Origin of the sequence: Sphingobium indicum B90A, from assembly GCF_000264945.2 — a bacterium.
Taxonomy (GTDB): domain Bacteria; phylum Pseudomonadota; class Alphaproteobacteria; order Sphingomonadales; family Sphingomonadaceae; genus Sphingobium; species Sphingobium indicum.
The window spans coordinates 3,286,230-3,303,325 of sequence record NZ_CP013070.1 but is presented as its reverse complement, the minus strand read 5'-3'; the positions used below and the strand labels follow the sequence as shown (position 1 = coordinate 3,303,325).

At 65.7% G+C, this 17,096-nt stretch carries 15 protein-coding genes; 10 read left to right on the top strand and 5 right to left on the bottom strand.

The features are described 5' to 3' along the window. Positions 1-69: 69 nt before the first annotated feature. Together SIDU_RS16000 and SIDU_RS15995 are read left to right on the top strand one after the other, a co-directional pair. Positions 70-717, top strand: a complete 648-nt coding sequence (locus SIDU_RS16000) for a cell wall hydrolase (protein ID WP_007689352.1) — start codon at positions 70-72, stop codon at positions 715-717. Positions 718-818: 101 nt separating this feature from the next. Further along, positions 819-1,313 (top strand): MmcB family DNA repair protein, encoded by a 495-nt coding sequence (locus SIDU_RS15995; RefSeq protein ID WP_007689351.1) that lies wholly within the window; start codon positions 819-821, stop codon positions 1,311-1,313. 38 nt (positions 1,314-1,351) lie between these two features. Here the strand turns inward: SIDU_RS15995 and SIDU_RS15990 are convergent, their stop codons facing one another. Further along, positions 1,352-1,915 carry a thiamine phosphate synthase gene (locus SIDU_RS15990; RefSeq protein WP_007689347.1) on the bottom strand — a complete coding sequence of 188 codons (564 nt, stop codon included), beginning with the start codon at positions 1,913-1,915 and terminating at the stop codon, positions 1,352-1,354. Positions 1,916-1,932: 17 nt separating this feature from the next. Between SIDU_RS15990 and SIDU_RS15985 the strand changes: the two genes are divergently transcribed. After that, complete coding sequence (locus SIDU_RS15985; protein ID WP_007689345.1) at positions 1,933-2,679, top strand: YggS family pyridoxal phosphate-dependent enzyme; 747 nt, start codon at positions 1,933-1,935, stop codon at positions 2,677-2,679. Here the strand turns inward: SIDU_RS15985 and SIDU_RS15980 are convergent. Both SIDU_RS15980 and pdeM read right to left on the bottom strand, forming a co-directional pair. After that, positions 2,657-5,422 (bottom strand): TonB-dependent receptor, encoded by a 2,766-nt coding sequence (locus tag SIDU_RS15980; protein ID WP_007689343.1) that lies wholly within the window; start codon positions 5,420-5,422, stop codon positions 2,657-2,659. The two genes, SIDU_RS15985 and SIDU_RS15980, sit on opposite strands and share 23 nt — an antisense overlap. A 190-nt stretch (positions 5,423-5,612) precedes the next feature. Next, a complete protein-coding gene (pdeM, locus tag SIDU_RS15975) occupies positions 5,613-6,272 on the bottom strand; it encodes a ligase-associated DNA damage response endonuclease PdeM (RefSeq protein WP_007689342.1) in 660 nt (219 codons plus the stop codon). A 65-nt stretch (positions 6,273-6,337) separates the two neighbouring features. On the opposite strand from pdeM, the gene trhO reads away from it, so the two are divergent. After that, positions 6,338-7,174, top strand: a complete 837-nt coding sequence (trhO, locus tag SIDU_RS15970) for an oxygen-dependent tRNA uridine(34) hydroxylase TrhO (protein WP_025772798.1) — start codon at positions 6,338-6,340, stop codon at positions 7,172-7,174. 482 nt (positions 7,175-7,656) lie between these two features. Here the strand turns inward: trhO and SIDU_RS15965 are convergent, their stop codons facing one another. Then, positions 7,657-10,068, bottom strand: a complete 2,412-nt coding sequence (locus SIDU_RS15965; RefSeq protein ID WP_037509988.1) for a ligase-associated DNA damage response DEXH box helicase — start codon at positions 10,066-10,068, stop codon at positions 7,657-7,659. Between the two features lie 270 nt (positions 10,069-10,338). Here SIDU_RS15965 and SIDU_RS15960 point away from each other — a divergent pair, with 270 nt between their 5' ends. Together SIDU_RS15960 and SIDU_RS15955 are read left to right on the top strand one after the other, a co-directional pair. Further along, positions 10,339-11,676: a cystathionine gamma-synthase family protein gene (locus tag SIDU_RS15960; RefSeq protein WP_007689338.1), complete on the top strand. Its 1,338-nt coding sequence runs from the start codon at positions 10,339-10,341 to the stop codon at positions 11,674-11,676. Beyond that, positions 11,673-12,602 (top strand): 2-hydroxyacid dehydrogenase, encoded by a 930-nt coding sequence (locus SIDU_RS15955; RefSeq protein WP_007689337.1) that lies wholly within the window; start codon positions 11,673-11,675, stop codon positions 12,600-12,602. Before SIDU_RS15960 ends, SIDU_RS15955 begins: the two co-directional genes overlap by 4 nt. A 66-nt stretch (positions 12,603-12,668) precedes the next feature. Here the strand turns inward: SIDU_RS15955 and SIDU_RS15950 are convergent, their stop codons facing one another. Next, entirely contained in the window at positions 12,669-13,343 is a 675-nt protein-coding gene (locus SIDU_RS15950) for an HAD family hydrolase (protein WP_007689335.1), read from the bottom strand. Between the two features lie 99 nt (positions 13,344-13,442). Here SIDU_RS15950 and SIDU_RS15945 point away from each other — a divergent pair, with 99 nt between their 5' ends. The 4 genes from SIDU_RS15945 to SIDU_RS15930 are packed head-to-tail and all read left to right on the top strand — an operon-like array spanning position 13,443 to position 16,982. Beyond that, a complete protein-coding gene (locus SIDU_RS15945; RefSeq protein ID WP_037510015.1) occupies positions 13,443-14,552 on the top strand; it encodes an MlaE family lipid ABC transporter permease subunit in 1,110 nt (369 codons plus the stop codon). Next, complete coding sequence (locus SIDU_RS15940) at positions 14,552-15,400, top strand: ABC transporter ATP-binding protein (RefSeq protein ID WP_007689331.1); 849 nt, start codon at positions 14,552-14,554, stop codon at positions 15,398-15,400. Before SIDU_RS15945 ends, SIDU_RS15940 begins: the two co-directional genes overlap by 1 nt. Before the next feature lie 3 nt (positions 15,401-15,403). Continuing rightward, entirely contained in the window at positions 15,404-16,366 is a 963-nt protein-coding gene (locus SIDU_RS15935; protein ID WP_007689329.1) for an MlaD family protein, read from the top strand. 7 nt (positions 16,367-16,373) lie between these two features. Then, positions 16,374-16,982 (top strand): ABC-type transport auxiliary lipoprotein family protein, encoded by a 609-nt coding sequence (locus SIDU_RS15930; RefSeq protein ID WP_084191207.1) that lies wholly within the window; start codon positions 16,374-16,376, stop codon positions 16,980-16,982. The last annotated feature ends 114 nt before the right edge of the window (positions 16,983-17,096 follow it).

Sequence of the window (17,096 nt, the reverse complement as noted above, 5' to 3'; positions counted from 1 at the left end):
CGGCCGGACGTCGGTGTTCTAGGGGTTTTTTGACGTTTCCGGCCAAGAACCGCACGATTTTGAGTTGTAATGAGTTTTCGTCTGAAGGCTGCGATCATCGCGGCATTTTCCCTTTCCGCCACCGCGGCGGTCACTGCGGCCGACATGTCGAGCGCTTCCGAAGCGGCTCCGTCGGTCCTTTCCCTTCCGGGAAGCAATGAGCTGAATGCAGCTCCGGCCGGCGCCCAGCCCGCCGTCACTTTCGCCGCGCCGCGCGAAGTCGTGCAGCCGCTGGCTCCCCTTTCCGACAGCGCCGATGTGAAGGCGGACAATCTCGCCGCCCTGGTGGACGCGCAGGGCGCGCCCGAGGATGTTTCCGGCGACATGAAGTGCCTGGCCGGCGCCGTTTATTTCGAATCCAAGGGCGAAAGCCTGGAAGGCCAGTTGGCCGTCGCTCGCGTCATCATCAACCGCGCCCGCTCCGGCCGCTTCGCCGACAGCCTGTGCGGCGTCATCTATCAGCCCGGCCAGTTCAGCTTCGTGCGCGGCAACGGCATGCCGTCGATCCGCCTGGGCAGCGAAAGCTGGCGCGAGGCCGTCGCCATCGCCCAGATCGCGATGGAGGATAGCTGGAACAGCAAGGCGGAAGGCGCGCTCTATTTCCATGCGCGCCGCGTTTCGCCGGGCTGGGGCAAGCGCCAGCTCGCCGCGATCGACAATCACGTCTTCTATCGCTGACCGTTTCGCGCCCAGCGCGCAGGGGGTGAAGAAGGGCCGGTTCGGGGGTTTTCCCGAATCGGCCCTTTCCTTTTGTTCCCTTCATGTTCTAATAACCGGATATGGACTCCGATCTTTCCGACAGTTGTTCGCCCCTGACCGACGGCACGGCGCTGGCCGTGGCGCGGGGTACGCTGCGCCTGTTCTTCCGCCACGACATGTGCGGGATATTGGAAGTGCCGCTGCCCAATGGCCGGCGCGCCGACATCATGGCGCTGGACGGGGCCGGACGGATCACCATCGTGGAGATCAAGTGCAGTCGCGCCGACCTGCTGGGCGACATGAAATGGCCCGATTATTTCGACTATTGCGACCGTTATTTCTGGGCCGTGCCGTCCGGCTTCGACCTGTCGCTGTTCGAAAGCGAGGCGCTATGGCCGGGGCGGACGGGACTGATCGTCGCGGACCGATATGACGCCGAACTGGTGCGTCCGGCGCCGATGGAGCCGCTGGCGGCGGCGCGGCGCAAAGCGGAAACGCTGCGCTTCGCCCGACGGGCCGCGCGACGGCTGACGGCGCTGGCCGACCCGGACCATGCCGCGGAACTGGGCTGGTAGGGCGGAATTTCCGACCTCTACCCATTGCACCGCCGCGACTACCCAACCGACAGGCCGTCAATCGCGCCCCAGCCGGATGCGCCCATGCCCGCCAGCATATGCCGATGCGCCGCGCGCACTCCGCCCAGGGCGATCACCGGCATGGGGGCCAACCGCGCCAGGGCCGCAAATCCCGTCCGCCCCAACACAAGCGAACCGGGATGCGAGCGCGTCGGGAAAAGCGGCGAGAGGAAGACGAAATCCGCGCCAGCGCGGGCGGCTTCCGCCATCTGCCGCTTGTCATGCACGGGCCTGCTGTGGAGCAGCATCTTTCCGCCCAGCCGTCGGTCGCGGCCATGCCAGCCATCGGCGCGCCAGGCCCGCGCCTGCGCCGCCGTGCCGCCCAGCATCAGCACCAGCCGCCGCCTTCGGGCCATCCTGGCGACCCGATCGAACAAGGCGCGGCGTTCCGCCGCCGCCGTGCGATAGTGCCGGAATATGACCCCCGCCCTGCCCTTCGGCAGGCGATCGATAGCCGCCAGCAAGGCGGACTCCCCGATGCGTTCGTCGGTCATCAACCAGATCGTCGGCAGTTTTTTGCGGTGGCGGCGTTGCATGGCCATCGCCTATAGCAGCCCCCATGACGACCGACAGCATCGAAGCCGCAGACCGGCTGGCCGCGGACAGATTGGCCGGGATACGCGCCGCCATGGGCCGCGCCGCCAGCCTGACCGGCCGCACCGCCGACGACATCACCCTGATCGCCGTGTCGAAGACGCAGGCGGCGGACGCCATCCGCCCGCTGATCGCGGCGGGCCAGCGGGTCTTCGGCGAGAACCGCGTGCAGGAAGCGGAAAGCAAATGGCCTGCCCTGCGAGATGAGCATGATGGCCTTCAACTGCATCTGGTCGGTCAGCTCCAGTCGAACAAGGCGGCCGATGCGGTCGCGCTGTTCGACGTCATTCATTCGCTCGACCGCCGGTCGCTGCTGACGGCGCTTGCCAGGGCGATGGATGCGGCGGACAGGCGCGTGCCCTGCTTCGTTCAGGTCAATATCGGCGCGGAACCGCAAAAGGGCGGCTGTCCGATCGCGGATGTGCCCGCGCTGATCCGCTCGGCGCGGGATGCGGGCATTCCGCTGCTGGGCCTGATGTGCGTGCCGCCGGCCGACATCGAACCCGCGCCCTTCTTCGCGCTGCTCGCCAAGATGGCGCGCGAAGAGGGGTTGGAGGGACTCTCCATGGGAATGTCGGGGGACTATGAAACCGCGATCATGTTGGGCGCTACGCACATCCGCGTCGGCACGGCCCTGTTCGGGGAGCGCCCTGCCGCCCGCCCGACGCCGGGGAGCGGCAGGGGCATGATCAGAAACTCCCGCGCAAAGTGATGCCGTAGGTGCGGGGTTCGGCAAGATAGGCGGAGATGAGCTGGTTCGCCATCGGTGCGCCCAGGGCGAACTGGCCGGTGGTCGAGGTGGACGGGCTGCTCGACTGCAGCGGGGTGCTGAAGGCGACCTGGCTATAGTCCTGGTTGAAGATATTTTGACCCCAGAATTCAACCGCCCAACGTTGCTGCGGTCCCCGGATGCCGACACGGGCGTTGAACACCGCATAGCCGTCCTGCCGCTTTTCGGGGAACAGGTCGGACCCGGTGTTGAAGTCGCTGCTCATGCGCCCATCGACATAGAAGAGCGCCGACAGGCCGTTGGAACCAAGCGAAGGCGTCCAGGCCGCGCTGACTGTCGTCACGACTTCGGGCGCCTGGGAGTTGATCGATCCCGGCAGCAGGAACAGCGCCGGATCGAGCGGCACCGTTCCGTTGCTGCTGCCGACCAGGCGGTTGGCGAACTTGGCGCGGGCATAGGTGAAGCCCCCGGCCACCCGCACGTTCCGCGCCGGCGTTGCCGACAGTTCCAGTTCCACGCCCTGGCTGATCAAGCCCGGTCCCACATCACCGCCAGCGCAGGTCCGCGCCGCCGTCAGCGCCCCGTCGCAGCCATTGATGTTTTGCACGACGAAGCTGGTGCCGTTGAAGGTGTTTAACTGGAAATTCTTGAACTCCTGCCGGAAGGCGGCGATGTTCGCGCTCCATTTGGGCTGGGTATATTTCAGGCCCACTTCGAACGCGTCCACCTTTTCCGCGGCGAAGCGCAGGCTGGTCACGTCGGCGTTGGTGCGCGGCGCGAACACGGCCGGCACCGCGTTCAGGCCCGTCGATCCGAGCTGGAAGCGGTCGAGATTGTAGCCGCCTGCCTTATAGCCCTTCGAATAGCTGCCATAGACCAGCAATTCCTGGATCGGCTTCCACGACAGGACGGCGGTGCCGGAAAATTCCCCGTCGCTGATCTTGTCGTTGAGGTCGAGCGCGTTCAGCCCCGTCGACCCGTTGCCGAGACAACCCAGGGTCAGGATTCCGCCCGCCAGGGCCGCCGCGCTGCCGAGCTGCGCATTGGTTGCGATGGCGGGAAGGCTGGACGCTTGCAAGGCCGCACAGGTGGCGTTGTTATTGTTGAAATCGGCCGAGAAACGCTTGCTTTCATGGGTGTAGCGCAGGCCCAGCGTCAGATCGAGCTGGCTGGTGATGTGGACGATATTATGGGTGAACAGCGCCCAATTCTCGCTTTTCTGATGGTAGAGCGAGGCGACATCGCCGGTGCCAGATGGGATCGCCGCCAGCGCGCGGAGACCGTTGCCCAGGCCGGTGGAAATCGCCCCGGCCTGCAAGACTGGAACGCCGGCAAGGATGAGGCCGCCGTTAAGCTGCGCCTGCGTGCCGGTGATCAGCGCCTGCGTCGCAAGCCCGCTGCCACAAGCGGCAAGCTGCGCCGCCGTCAAATTGCTGTTGACGCTCGCTCCCGCCATCAGGCGACAGGCGGCAAAGCGGCCATAGTCCGCGCCGAAGACGATATTATCCTCCAGCGTCAGCTTTTCATGCGCATAATAGCCGCCGACCAGCCAGTCGAGCACATCGTTGAAGGCCGATCCCTGCGCCCTGAGTTCCTGGGTGAAGGTCTTGAACTGACGATGGGTGTTGGGATCGCGGTAGAGCAGGTCGGCCCCGCCATAATCGTAATCGCCATAATCCTGGCTCTTGTAATGGCGATAGGCGGTTATGCTGGTCAGCTTGGTCCCGCCCAGGTCATAGTTGATCTCCCCCGAAACGCCCCAATCCTTGAGCTTGCTCACATAATTCCGGCCGGCCGTGATGGTGAGGTCGCGATCATAGGGATCGGCGCCAAAGACGCTGCCTTGCCCCGCCAGGATGGCGGCGATCCGGTTGAAGGGCGCCGTGCTGTAGCCGCCGCCCGCGACCGGGCGGCGTTCCCGCGTCTCGATATAGGGGGCGCCGCAGCAGCTTTCGTCGCGATGCGTATAATCCCCGATGAGGCGGATGGAGAGCGCGTCATTCGGCTGGAACAATGCCTGCCCGCGCAGGAAATAACGGTCGCGGTCATTGGTTTCCCCAACCTGGGCGCCGCTGGCGTTCACCAGGTCGTAGAAGCCGTCCCGCTTCGACCAGACGCCGTCCAGGCTGAGCGCCAGCTTGTCGGTGACCGGCCCGGTGACGCGGCCCGCCAGACGCCAATAATCATAATTGCCGTAGGTGACTTCGGCCTTTCCGCCCAGCGTGAATTCCGGCGCCTTGCTGATGATGTTGATGAGGCCGGCGGACGCGTTGCGCCCGAACAGCGTGCCCTGGGGGCCGCGCAGCACCTCCACCCGCTCGATCTCGCCCAGTTCGTTGAGGCCGGCCCCGGTGCGGGAGCGATAAACGCCATCGATGAACACCGCGACCGAGCTTTCCAGCCCCGGATTGTCGCCTACCGTGCCGATGCCGCGGATGCGCGCCGAGGCGTTGGCCTCTGTCCCCGTGGAGGAGAGCAGCAGCGAGGGAGCCAATTGGTTGAGCGCGCGAATGTCCGTCGCGCCGCTATTCTGCATCGCCTGCGACGTCACGGCGGACACGGCGATCGGCACGTCGGACAGCGGGCTGGCGCGTCGGGTCGCGGTTACGATGATGTTGACGTTTTCGGAATCGACGGCTGATCCGCTGTCCTGCGCCCATGCGACCGGAACGCTGCTGCCCAATGCAATGGCACCGACAGAAATCAGCCAAAGGCTTTTCTTCATAATGATGCTCCCTCTACCTAAACCGCGCGACTTTGCATCGCGTCGAAATTATTGTCGAACTATGATGCCACAGCAGCATGAAGGCAAGATATGGCTGCTTTTCAGGGGCTTTTATCCTAAATGGCGACCGGATTTTCATGCACTGTTACCTAAAGGAGACAGCTTTAATTCCGGTTTCCGCTACGTCCGCTTACGCTAAGGGAAAACGCAGCAGCCGACCGGCGACCGGCAACAAGGCGCTCGCCCCCGACCCCATTACCCGGCGGATTTCCCCATGACCGGCATCGAGACCGCCCGTTAGCGCTCCCAGAGCGGGCAGGATCAACTTGGTCCGCGATTCGACGAAGCAGCGCCGCGACACGTGGCGGCCGCGCACCGACAGGCGGAATTTGGGATGGAAGTGCCCCGAAATCTCCGGACGGGGATCGGCGGGATCCGCCTCGTGCCGCAACCATATGCCGTCGACCTGCATGTCCGCGCACCGGGCGCCGCCGGGCGCCTGCGCCATGCCGGCATCGTGGTTGCCGGTGATCCAGACCCAGTCCAGCCTGTCCGTCAGCGCCGCCAGCCTTGCCCGCGCCGTCGGGTCGAGCCGCGCCGCGCCATCGGCATCGTGAAAACTGTCGCCCAACGACCAGACGGCCCGCGCGCCGGTCCGCTGGACCAGCATCTCCACCATGTCGAGCGTCGCCTGGCTGTCGTGCGGGGGCAGGAATTGTCCGGATCGGGCGAACCAGCTCGCCTTTTCGAAATGCAGGTCGGCCACCAGCAAGGCGGAGCGCGCCGGCCAGAACAGCGCGGCCTCCGGCAATGCCAGGAAATCGTGACCCGCGAACGAAAGGGGAACCATGCCCTGCCTATGCCCCCTTGCCCAGCCGCTTTCAAGAGGGCGACGAAGCGGCTATGGGCGCTGCGATGAAATCCGCTTTCACCATTGCCGCGCTCTACCGTTTCGCCGCCTTCGACGATCCCGAGGCGATTGCCCGCGATTTGCGCTTGCTGTGCGCCGATCTTGGCGCCTGCGGAACGCTGATCGTCGCGGCGGAGGGGATCAACGGCACGGTCGCTGGAAACGACAGGGCGATCGCGGCGCTGGTGGCGCACATCAGGACATTGCCGGGCTGCGCCGACCTCGACGTCAAATATGCCCATGGCGACGACCCGCCCTTCGTCAGGATGAAGGTGAAGGTGAAGGCGGAGATCGTCACCCTGGGCGCGGGCGATCTCGATCCGGCGCATCAGGCGGGCATGCATCTCGATCCGGCGGATTGGAACGCCCTGATCGCCGATCCCGACACAGTCCTCATCGACACGCGCAACGCCTATGAAGTGGCGGTCGGCAGCTTCGAGGGGGCGATCGATCCGGGCACGCGCTCTTTCCGCGATTTCCCGGCCTGGTTCGACGATTTTGCCGGAAAGCTGCGCGAGGAGGGCCGCAAGCCGCGCATCGCCATGTTCTGCACAGGCGGCATCAGATGCGAAAAATCGACGGCGCTGGTCCGGGCGCGGGGATTTGAAGAGGTCTATCATCTGCGCGGGGGCATCCTGCGCTATCTGGAGGAAATGCCGGAGGAGGATAGCCGATGGCGAGGCGACTGCTATGTCTTCGATGAGCGGGTGGCGGTGGGCCACGGGCTGAAGGCGGGCGATTACGTGACCTGCCGCGCCTGCGGGTTGCCGCATCTTCGGGACGCGGCGCATGATTGCGCGGCGGACGGATCGGGCGTCTGGCCCCATAGGAAGCAAGGCTAGCAGGAATGGAGCGCGTCTTCGCACGCCGAAATTTCATTTGGCCTGATGCGAAAAAGCCACTGCCCATTTCGCTGTGAAACGGATTTTTGCGCGGGTTCCGGGGCCGCCGCCGGACACCGGAAGCCCGGCGCGCCTGGAAAAATCCCCGATTTTCAAGGATGATTGCGTTTCGTGCAATCGCAGATCGCTTCTTCGCATTTGCGGGAATGCGCGATCTGGGCGAAGAAGGCCCTGCCTTTCAGGCATCCTCTCCTAAAAACTTTCAGGCTGGTCTTCGGATCGGCCTTTTTTTTGTCGTCGCGCCGGTATAAGCAGAGGCCGCTCACCGCAGCGCCTTAAAAATATATTGGGAGAGGGGCCGCCGGAAAGACCGGCACCGGCGAAGCGGGGAGCAGAGGGGGATTGAGCGACGATGTCGCTCTCCCCCTTCCCGTATCCTTCCTTGCATGGGAAGGCCGGGAATGGCCGCTTCCACCGTCCCTTCAATCCGGGCGCATGGCCTCCGCCACCAGGGCTTCAGCCTCTATCAGCAGGGCGTCCTCCACCGCATGCTGGGCGACCTGCTCGCGTCCGATGAGGATCAGCACCGGGACGGCGAGCGGACTTACCCGGTCGAGATCGACATGCAGCATGGTGGCCGATGCGCGGTCGATCAGGTCGCCCAGCCGGCCCACATCGGTCATTCGGGCGCGGGCGTCGGCCCAGGCGGCTTTCAGCAGCAGATGGTCGGGCTGATATTTGCGCAGCACGTCGTAGATGAGGTCGGTCGAGAAAGTGACCTGCCGCCCCGTCTTCCGCTTGCCGGGATGCTGGCGCTCGATCAGGCCGGAGATCACCGCCACGTCGCGAAAGGCGCGCTTGAGCAGGCTCGATTGCTCGACCCATTGGATGAATTCATGATCCAATATGTCGGCCGAAAACAGGCTTTGCGGGTCCGTCACCGGCTTCAGGCCATAGACGGCCAGTGCATAGTCGTTGGAGACGAAGCCCATCGGCATCAGGCCCTGCGCGTCCATGCGGCGGGTCAGCAGCATGCCGAGCGACTGGTGCGCGTTCCATCCTTCGAAACTGTAGCAGACGAGATAGTGGCGGCCCTCATGGGGAAAGGTCTCGATCAGCAATTGCCCCGGTTCGGGCAGGGCGGATCGATATTTCTGCACCTCCAGCCAGTCGCGGACATCGTCCGGGAAGCGGCTCCACTGGTCGGGTTCGGCCAGGAAATGACGGACCCGGTCGGCGAGGCGCGTCGACATCGCCATGCGGGTGCCGCCCCAGGTGGGGATGCGCGCCTGTTTGGACGTGGCGCGGACGACCAGATCGGTCGTGTCCATCCGCACCGCCTCCAGCGCCATGCCGGAGAAGAAGAAGCTGTCGCCGGGGCGGAGCGTGGCGGCGAACCCCTCCTCCACCGTGCCCAGTTTCCGGCCGTTGGCGAAGCGGACGTCCAGCACCGGCTGGTCGACGATGATGCCCGCGTTCAGGCGGTGCTGCTGGACGAAGCGGGGGTGGGAAACACGCCATGTCCCGTCGGGATCGTGGGTCAGCCGCTTGAACCGGTCATAGGCGCGCAGGGCATAGCCGCCGCCCTCGATGAAGTGGAGGACATTGGCGAAAGCTTCCTCCGTCAACGCGCTGTAGGGCGTGGCGGAGCGGATTTCGGCCAGCAGTTCCTCCTCGCGGAAGGGCGCGGCGCAGGCGAGGCCCATGACATGCTGGGCGAGGACGTCGAGGCTGCCGGGGCGGAAATCGTCGGTGTCGCGCTCGCCCGCCTCGACCGCGTCCAGCGCGGCGCGGGCCTCCAGATATTCGAAGCGGTTGCCGGGGATGAGGATCGCCTCGCTGGGCGTGTCGAGCCGGTGATTGGCGCGGCCGATGCGCTGGAGCAGGCGGGAACTGCCCTTGGGCGCGCCCATCTGGATCACGCAGTCGACATTGCCCCAGTCCACGCCCAGGTCGAGCGAGGCGGTGGCGACCAGGGCGCGCAGCTTGCCCGCCGCCATCGCCGCTTCGACCTTGCGCCGCGCCTCGATGGACAGGCTGCCATGGTGGATGGCGATGGGCAGGTTCGCCTCGTTCACCGACCAGAGGGACTGGAAGATGAGTTCGGCCAAGCCCCGCGTGTTGCAGAAGACGAGCGTGGTGGCGCGGCGCTCGATTTCCTCCATCACCTGTTTGGCGGCATATTTGCCGCTGTGGCCGGACCAGGGAATGCGGCCGTCGGGGATCAGGATGGCGACATGGGGTTCGGCGCCCGCCTCGCCCATGACGGGGGTGACGGCGCCGATGTCGCCGTCCGGGGCCAGCCAGGCGCGATAGGCGTCGACATCCGCAACCGTGGCCGACAGCGCGACGCGGCGAAGGCCGGGGTTGATGCTCTGGAGCCGGGACAGCGAAAGGTTGAGGATGTCGCCGCGCTTCTGGGTGGCGAAGGCGTGGACTTCATCGATGATGACGGTCTTCAGCCCCGCAAACATCAGGAAACTGTCGGCATAGCTCAGCAGCAGCGAGAGCGATTCGGGCGTCGTGAGCAGGATCTGGGGCGGGCGCGCGCGTTGGCGGGCCTTGCGGTCGGAGGGCGTGTCGCCGGTGCGGGTCTCCACGCGGATCGGCAGGCCCATTTCCTCGATGGGGGTGAGGAGGTTGCGGCGCACGTCGACGGCAAGGGCCTTGAGCGGCGAGACATAAAGGGTGTGGAGGCCTTCGCCCGGATTTTCGATGAGGTCGGCGAGGGTCGGCAGGAAACCGGCCAGCGTCTTGCCGGCGCCGGTGGGAGCGACGAGCAGCGCGTGGCGACCGGATCGGGCGGCGCTCAGCATCTCGGTCTGGTGGTGGCGGGGCGTCCAGCCGCGGGATGTGAACCATTGCTCCAGCGGTTCGGGTAGGCGTTGGTTCATGGGAGATGTGTAGGACGGCAGCGCGCAAAGGTCATGCCCATTCAACGCTGCCTTGCTTCAATCGCTCCGTGATCCTGTGCAGGGAGGAGCCCAGTTCGGGCGGCGGGACTGGGCTCCCGCCTTTGCAGGATCACGGCGTGTCGTGTAATTTAAGTTTGATTGCATGAAATAATCTTATCGGACGCCTCTGGCCCCTTTCCCCCGAAAAGCGTTACACTCCCTGCCATAGGAGTGGCGCAGCAGACGCCGCGAACATGCAGGAGATCATTGATGACCGGCGAAACCGAAGCCGACCTCACGGGCGCGGAGCCCACGCGCAACCGCCGCCGTCCCAAGCAACCGATCATGGAGATCGAAGGCCGCAAGCTGAAGCCCGCGACGCTGATGATGGGCCATGGCTATGACCCGACCCTGTCCGAAGGATCGCTGAAGCCGCCCATCTTCCTGACGTCCACCTTCGCCTTCGAAAGCGCGGCGGCGGGGAAGCGGCATTTCGAGGGGGTGACGGGCATTCGCCCCGGCGGTGCGGAGGGCCTCGTCTATTCCCGCTTCAACGGCCCCAATCAGGAGATTGCGGAGGACCGGCTGTCGGTCTGGGAAGAGGCGGAGGACGCCCTGCTCTTTTCCAGCGGCATGTCCGCCATCGCGACCACCCTGCTCGCCCTGGTGCAGCCGGGCGACGTGATCGTGCATTCGGCCCCGCTCTATGCCGCGACCGAATCGCTGATCGGGCGCATATTGGGCAAGTTCGGCGTGCAATGGCTGGATTTCCCCGCGGGCGCGACCGAGGAAGAGATTGGCGCGGTGATCGAAAAGGCCAAGGGCCTGGGCCGCGTCGCGCTGATCTATCTGGAAAGTCCGGCCAATCCGACCAATGTGCTGGTCGACCTGGAAGCGGTAGTTGCGCGGCGCGACTTTTCCTTCGCAGGCGAAGAACATCGCCCGCCCGTCGCCATCGACAACACCTTCCTCGGCCCGCTCTGGCTGCATCCGCTGAGCCATGGGGCCGATCTGGTCATCTACAGCCTGACCAAATATGCGGGCGGACATAGCGACCTGGTCGCTGGCGGCGTGCTGGGGTCCAATGCGCTGATCAATACGATCCGGCTGATGCGGAACACCATCGGCACGATCCTGGACCCGCATTCGGCCTGGATGCTGCTGCGGTCGCTGGAGACGCTGGAACTGCGCATGAGCCGGGCGGGCGAGAATGCCGCCAGGGTCTGCGCCTGGCTGAAGGACCAGCCGCAGGTGGAGAAGGTCGTCTATCTCGGCTTTCCGGAGACCGAGCGGCAGGCCGACATATACCGTCGCCATTGCACGGGCGCGGGATCGACCTTCTCGCTCTACCTCAAGGGCGGCGAGGCGGAGGCCTTCGCCTTTCTGGACGCGCTGAAGATCGCGAAGCTGGCCGTCAGCCTGGGCGGGACCGAGACGCTGGCGAGCCATCCCGCGGCGATGACGCATCTGTCCGTCCCTGCCGAACGGAAGAAGGCGCTGGCGATCGGCGACAATATGGTGCGCATTTCCATCGGCTGCGAGGATGCGGAAGACCTGATCGCGGATTTCGCCCAGGCCTTGCGCGCGGTGGACGGAGCGGCCGGATGACGGATCGGCCGCTGATCCTGGTGGCGCAGCCGCATATGGCGCCGCTGCTGGATGCGCTTTCCCCCCGCTATGACGCCATGGCCCTGTGGGAGGAGAAGGGGCAGGCGCGGCTGGCGGAGGCCGAGGCGCTGGTGACCGCGGGCGAGTTCCGGCTCGATCCGGCGATGCTGGAGCGGATGGAGAAGCTGCGGCTGATCGCCTGCTTCACCGTGGGCTATGATGGGGTGGACCTGGACTGGGCAAGGGCGCGGGGCGTGGCCGTGACCCATGGCGGGGACGCCAATGCGGAGGATGTGGCGGACCATGCCCTGGGGCTGATCCTCGCCCATCGGCGGCTGATCGTCCTGGGCGACCGGCAGGTGCGGACGGGCGAGTGGACAGCCGGCGCGAAGATGCTGACCCGGTCGATGGCGGGCGCCAGGATCGGCATCGTCGGCATGGGCAGCATCGGAATTGCCCTGGCAAAGCGCGCCGAAGCGATGCGCATGCGGATCGCTTGGTGGGGGCCGAGGGAAAAGCCGGAACTGGTCTGGCGGCGGGCGGAGGGGCTGGAGGCGCTGGCGCGCGACAGTGACGTCATGGTGATCGCGGCCAAGGCGACGGAGGAGAATCGCGGGATGATCGATGCGTCCGTGATGGACGCGCTGGGACCGCAGGGGCTGTTGGTGAATGTCGCGCGCGGGCAGTTGGTGGTGGAGGATGCGCTGATCGCGGCTCTGCGCGAAGGACGGCTTGGCGGAGCGGCGCTGGACGTGTTCGAGAACGAGCCTACGCCGGCGGGGCGCTGGGCCGATGTGCCGAACGTCGTGCTGACGCCGCATATGGGCGGCGCGACCTATGAGGCGGTAGGACGGATGCGGGACATGTTGCTGGCGAACCTTGCTGCCTTTTTTGCAGGGGAGGCGTTGGTCTCGCCGGTCGGCTAAATATGGCGTGCTCCTGCCTTCGCAGGAGCACGTTATTTCGAGCCGCCTGACATGCTCGCCGCTCCGCTACGCCCAATCCACCCGCGCCCACCCTCTTTTCGCCGCCAGCCTGGCCAGCGGCTTGTGCGGGTTGGAGGCGAAGGGGATGTCCGCGAACTCCAGCATCGGCGCGTCCGACACATGGTCGGAATAGGCGCGGATATGCGCCTGCGTCCGGTCGATGGCTTCGGCGGCCATCCACGCCTTGATCATGCGCAGCTTGCCCGTGTCGTAGCAATTTTCCCCCGCGATCCTGGCGCGGACATAGCGCAGATCCTGCGAGAGATGGTCGGTCGCGATCACCGCGTCGAAACCCAGCCGCCGGGCGATGGGTTCGACATAGAGGCGGTAGGAGGCGGTGGCGAGGACCAGCCGGTAGCCGTCCGCCCTGTCCTGCGCGATCTGCGCCAGTGCGCCGGAGCGGACATTGCCCGCCACCACCTTCGCCGCATAGCTTTCCACATGGGGCATCAGCCGGGCGCGTTCCACGTTGAAGCCGATCATCAGCGCCTGGTTCAGTTCCTTCAGCCGCTGACGGCTGATCAGCTTCAGCACATAGGCCAGCATCAGCAGGATCACGCCCGGAAACAGCGCCAGACGCCAGGGCGCCATGCCCTTCGCGACGTGGATCAGGAAGCCGGTATAGGTGCCGGTGAACGTCACCGTGCGGTCCATGTCGTAGATTGCGAGTCTGTGCGTCATGCCATGTCCGAAACTTTTTGGGTCGCCCCTTCGTTTGATCGTGCGGATGGGCCGTTTCGGCTTGCCGTGCAACCGATAATGGACCACATCTCCGCCTTGATGAACAAAGCCGCTGATCTTGCTCAGGAAGTCCGCGAGGGCAGGACGGTCATTCGGCTTTCGGGCAATTTGTCCATCGCCTGCCTGCATGACCTGCCCGACCGGCTGGACGCGATAGAGGGTCCGGTCGACACCATCGACCTGTCGGACGTGGGCCATATGGACACGATCGGCGCCTGGGTGCTGCACCGCGCGATCAAGCGGCTCGACTGCGGGATCACGGGCGACAAATGCGACGCGGAGCGGCTGATCGCGACGGTCGGCAGCGTGGACGAGCCGGTAAACATCCGTCCCGACCATGAACCGCCCTGGCAGCGGGTGGTCGGGCAGATCGGCGAAGCGGTGGTCAATTCGGGCACGACCCTGCTGGGGCTGCTCGGCTTCTTCGGCGGCACGCTCGTGGCGACATGGAACGTCCTCCGCCATCCCGGCCGCTTCCGCATCAACGCCGTGGTGCAGCGTTTCGAGGTGGTGGGCGTGTCCGCGCTGGGCATCATCGGCCTGATGAGCTTCCTGATCGGCATCGTCATCGCGCAGCAGGGTTCGGTGCAGCTTCGCCAGTTCGGCATGGAGATGCTGACCATCAACCTGGTCGGCCGCCTCACCTTCCGGGAACTGGGCGTGCTGATGACCGCGATCATGGTCGCGGGCCGATCCGGCTCCGCCTTCGCCGCGCAACTGGGCACGATGAAGCTGACCGAGGAGGTCGACGCCATGCGCACCATCGGCGTGTCGCCGATGGAGGCGCTGGTGCTGCCGCGCACGCTGGCGGTGGTGGTGATGATGCCGCTGCTGGGCTTTTATTCCTCCATCGTCGCGATCATCGGCGGCGGCTTCCTCTGCGCGGTTTCGCTCGACATTCCGCCGATCACCTTCGTCCAGCGGTTGCGGGAGGTGGTGCCGATCCATGACCTGTGGGTGGGGCTGATCAAGGCGCCCGTCTTCGGCGTCATCATCGCGCTGGCGGGTTGTTTCCAGGGCATGCAGGTCAAGGCCAATGCCGAGGAAGTCGGCCTGCGCACCACCGCGGCGGTGGTGCAGGCGATCTTCCTGGTGATCGTGCTGGACGCCTTCTTCGCCGTCTTCTTCACCTGGGTAGGCTGGAACTGATGGCGCAGGAGGAAGAAATCAGCGCCGAGGAGGCGCGGATCGAGGAGGCGGTCCAGCATGACGGCATCGCCATATCGGTCCGCAACCTGCGCAACAGCTTCGGCGATCAGGTGGTGCATGAGGGGCTGAACCTGGACGTGCGCAAGGGCGAGATATTGGGCGTGGTGGGCGGATCGGGCACGGGCAAGTCGGTGCTGATGCGTTCCATCATCGGCCTTCAGACCCCGGACGAGGGCGAAATCCACGTCTTCGGGGAATCGATGATCGGCCGGCTGGACGATGAGGCGCTGGCGATCCGCAAGCGGTGGGGCGTGCTGTTCCAGGGCGGGGCGCTGTTTTCGACGCTGACGGTGGCGGAGAATGTCGAAGTGCCGATCCGCGAATATTATCCCAATATCGGCCCAAAGCTGCGCGACGAGATCGCCGCCTACAAGATCCGCCTGACCGGCCTGCCCGCCGAGGCCGGGCCGAAATATCCCGCTGAACTGTCGGGCGGGATGAAGAAGCGCGCGGGGCTGGCGCGGGCGCTGGCGCTCGACCCGGACCTGCTGTTCCTGGATGAGCCGACGGCGGGGCTGGACCCCATCGGCGCGGCGGCCTTCGACGATCAGACGCGGCGGTTGCAGCAGACGCTGGGGCTGACCGTCTTCCTCATCACCCATGATCTCGACACGCTCTATTCCATCTGCGACCGGGTGGCGGTGCTGGCGGACAGGAAAGTGACGGCGGTCGGCACCATCGATGAGCTGCTGGCGACCGACCATCCCTGGATTCAGGAATATTTCAACGGCCCGCGCGGGCGCGCCGCGACGGCGGCGGTGGCTCGCGAGAAGGACAAGAGGCGATAGACTATGGAAACCCGCTCCAACCATGTGCTGGTGGGCACGGTCACGCTGCTGTTGCTGGCGGCGATCATGATCGCGGCTTTCTGGTTCTCGCGCCTCTCCCAGGGCGACAATATGGAATATGACATCTTCTTCAAACAGTCGGTCAACGGCCTGGCCAAGGGGTCCAGCGTCAACTATTCCGGCGTCCCTTCCGGACAGGTCGAGAAGATCGAGCTTTGGAAGCGGGATCCCAGCTTCGTGAAGGTGCGCATTTCGGTGAAGGAGGGCACGCCCGTCCTGCAGGGGACCACGGCGACCATTGCCGGGGTGGGCTTTACCGGCGTGTCGGAAATCGTGCTGGACGGCGCGGTCAAGGGCGCGCCGCCGATCGTCTGCCCGGCGGAAAACCCCCTCGCCTCCTGCCCCGACGGCGTGCCGGTGATCCCGACCAAGCCGGGGGCGCTGGGCGAATTGCTGAACAATGCGCCGCAACTGCTGGAGCGGCTGTCGACGCTGACCGAGCGGCTGACCGAATTGCTGAACGACAAGAATCAGCAGTCGATTGCCGGCATCCTCGCCAATGTGGAGCGGATTTCCGGCTCGCTGGCCGACCGCAGCCCGGAAATCGCCGCCACCCTGGCCGAAGCGCGCATCGCCGTGCAGCGCACCGGCATCGCCGCCGAGCAGATCGGCAAGCTGGCCGCCTCCACCGACGCCATGGTGAATGATGAGGGCCGCCCGCTGCTGGCCGACCTGCGCAAGAGCATCCAGTCGGCGACGCGCAGCATCGACACGCTCGACAAGACCATTGCGGAGGCGCAGCCGGGCGTTCGCGCCTTCAGCAACCAGACCATGCCGGAGGTCAACCAGTTGGTCCGCGACCTGCGCGAAATGTCGCGATCCTTCCGGGGCGTGGCGGAAAAACTCGACCAGCAGGGCGCGGGGTCCATCGTCGGATCGCCCAAGCTGCCCGATTACAAGCGATAAGAGGGACATGATGATGTTTCACGGGAAACTGGGTCTGGCGGCCGTCGGCGCGATGATGCTGGCGGGCTGCGTGTCCTTCGGCGGCAAACCGCCGGAGCGTCTCCTGTCGCTGAGCGCCGCGCAGAAGGTGGCGCCGGGGACGTTGCGCAGCGCCTCTTCGGGCACGGCCATCACCGTGGCCGATCCCGACGCGCCCAAGATGCTGGACACGGTGCGGGTGCCGGTGATCACATCGCCCACCTCCGTCGCCTATGTGACGAAGGTGCAATGGGCCGACACGCCGCGGCATCTGTTCCAGAAGCTGCTGGCGGAGACCATCGCCGCCACCAGCAACCGCATCGTGCTCGATCCGGGGCAATATTCGGCCGATGCCGGGCAGCGGTTGATGGGCGAACTGGTCGATTTCGGCGTGGATGAAGCGAGCAACAGCGCGGTCGTGACCTATGACGCGATGCTGGCCGGGCCGGGCGGCACGGCGATCGCCAGGCAGCGCTTTACCGCCAGCGCGCCGATTGGCGGGAAGATCGACGCCAACAGCGTCGGCGCGCCGTTGAATGCCGCGGCGAACAAGGTGGCTGCGGATGTCGCGGCCTGGGTGGCGGCTTCGGGGCGGTAGATGCCCTTCCCTGCCGTCACCCCAGCGAAAGCTGGGGTCTCGGGAGGACAGGTTGGCGGTCGAGGCCTGAGACCCCAGCTTTCGCTGGGGTGACGAGTTTTCGAGGAGGGCGCG

What these genes read in the sequence shown, in the direction of transcription:
- SIDU_RS16000 (WP_007689352.1), top strand. Translation starts at nt 70, where the DNA reads ATGAGTTTTCGTCTGAAGGCTGCGATCATCGCGGCATTTTCCCTTTCC.
- SIDU_RS15995 (WP_007689351.1), top strand. Translation starts at nt 819, where the DNA reads ATGGACTCCGATCTTTCCGACAGTTGTTCGCCCCTGACCGACGGCACG.
- SIDU_RS15990 (WP_007689347.1), bottom strand. Translation starts at nt 1,915, where the DNA reads ATGGCCATGCAACGCCGCCACCGCAAAAAACTGCCGACGATCTGGTTG.
- SIDU_RS15985 (WP_007689345.1), top strand. Translation starts at nt 1,933, where the DNA reads ATGACGACCGACAGCATCGAAGCCGCAGACCGGCTGGCCGCGGACAGA.
- SIDU_RS15980 (WP_007689343.1), bottom strand. Translation starts at nt 5,422, where the DNA reads ATGAAGAAAAGCCTTTGGCTGATTTCTGTCGGTGCCATTGCATTGGGC.
- pdeM (WP_007689342.1), bottom strand. Translation starts at nt 6,272, where the DNA reads ATGGTTCCCCTTTCGTTCGCGGGTCACGATTTCCTGGCATTGCCGGAG.
- trhO (WP_025772798.1), top strand. Translation starts at nt 6,338, where the DNA reads ATGAAATCCGCTTTCACCATTGCCGCGCTCTACCGTTTCGCCGCCTTC.
- SIDU_RS15965 (WP_037509988.1), bottom strand. Translation starts at nt 10,068, where the DNA reads ATGAACCAACGCCTACCCGAACCGCTGGAGCAATGGTTCACATCCCGC.
- SIDU_RS15960 (WP_007689338.1), top strand. Translation starts at nt 10,339, where the DNA reads ATGACCGGCGAAACCGAAGCCGACCTCACGGGCGCGGAGCCCACGCGC.
- SIDU_RS15955 (WP_007689337.1), top strand. Translation starts at nt 11,673, where the DNA reads ATGACGGATCGGCCGCTGATCCTGGTGGCGCAGCCGCATATGGCGCCG.
- SIDU_RS15950 (WP_007689335.1), bottom strand. Translation starts at nt 13,343, where the DNA reads ATGACGCACAGACTCGCAATCTACGACATGGACCGCACGGTGACGTTC.
- SIDU_RS15945 (WP_037510015.1), top strand. Translation starts at nt 13,443, where the DNA reads ATGAACAAAGCCGCTGATCTTGCTCAGGAAGTCCGCGAGGGCAGGACG.
- SIDU_RS15940 (WP_007689331.1), top strand. Translation starts at nt 14,552, where the DNA reads ATGGCGCAGGAGGAAGAAATCAGCGCCGAGGAGGCGCGGATCGAGGAG.
- SIDU_RS15935 (WP_007689329.1), top strand. Translation starts at nt 15,404, where the DNA reads ATGGAAACCCGCTCCAACCATGTGCTGGTGGGCACGGTCACGCTGCTG.
- SIDU_RS15930 (WP_084191207.1), top strand. Translation starts at nt 16,374, where the DNA reads ATGATGATGTTTCACGGGAAACTGGGTCTGGCGGCCGTCGGCGCGATG.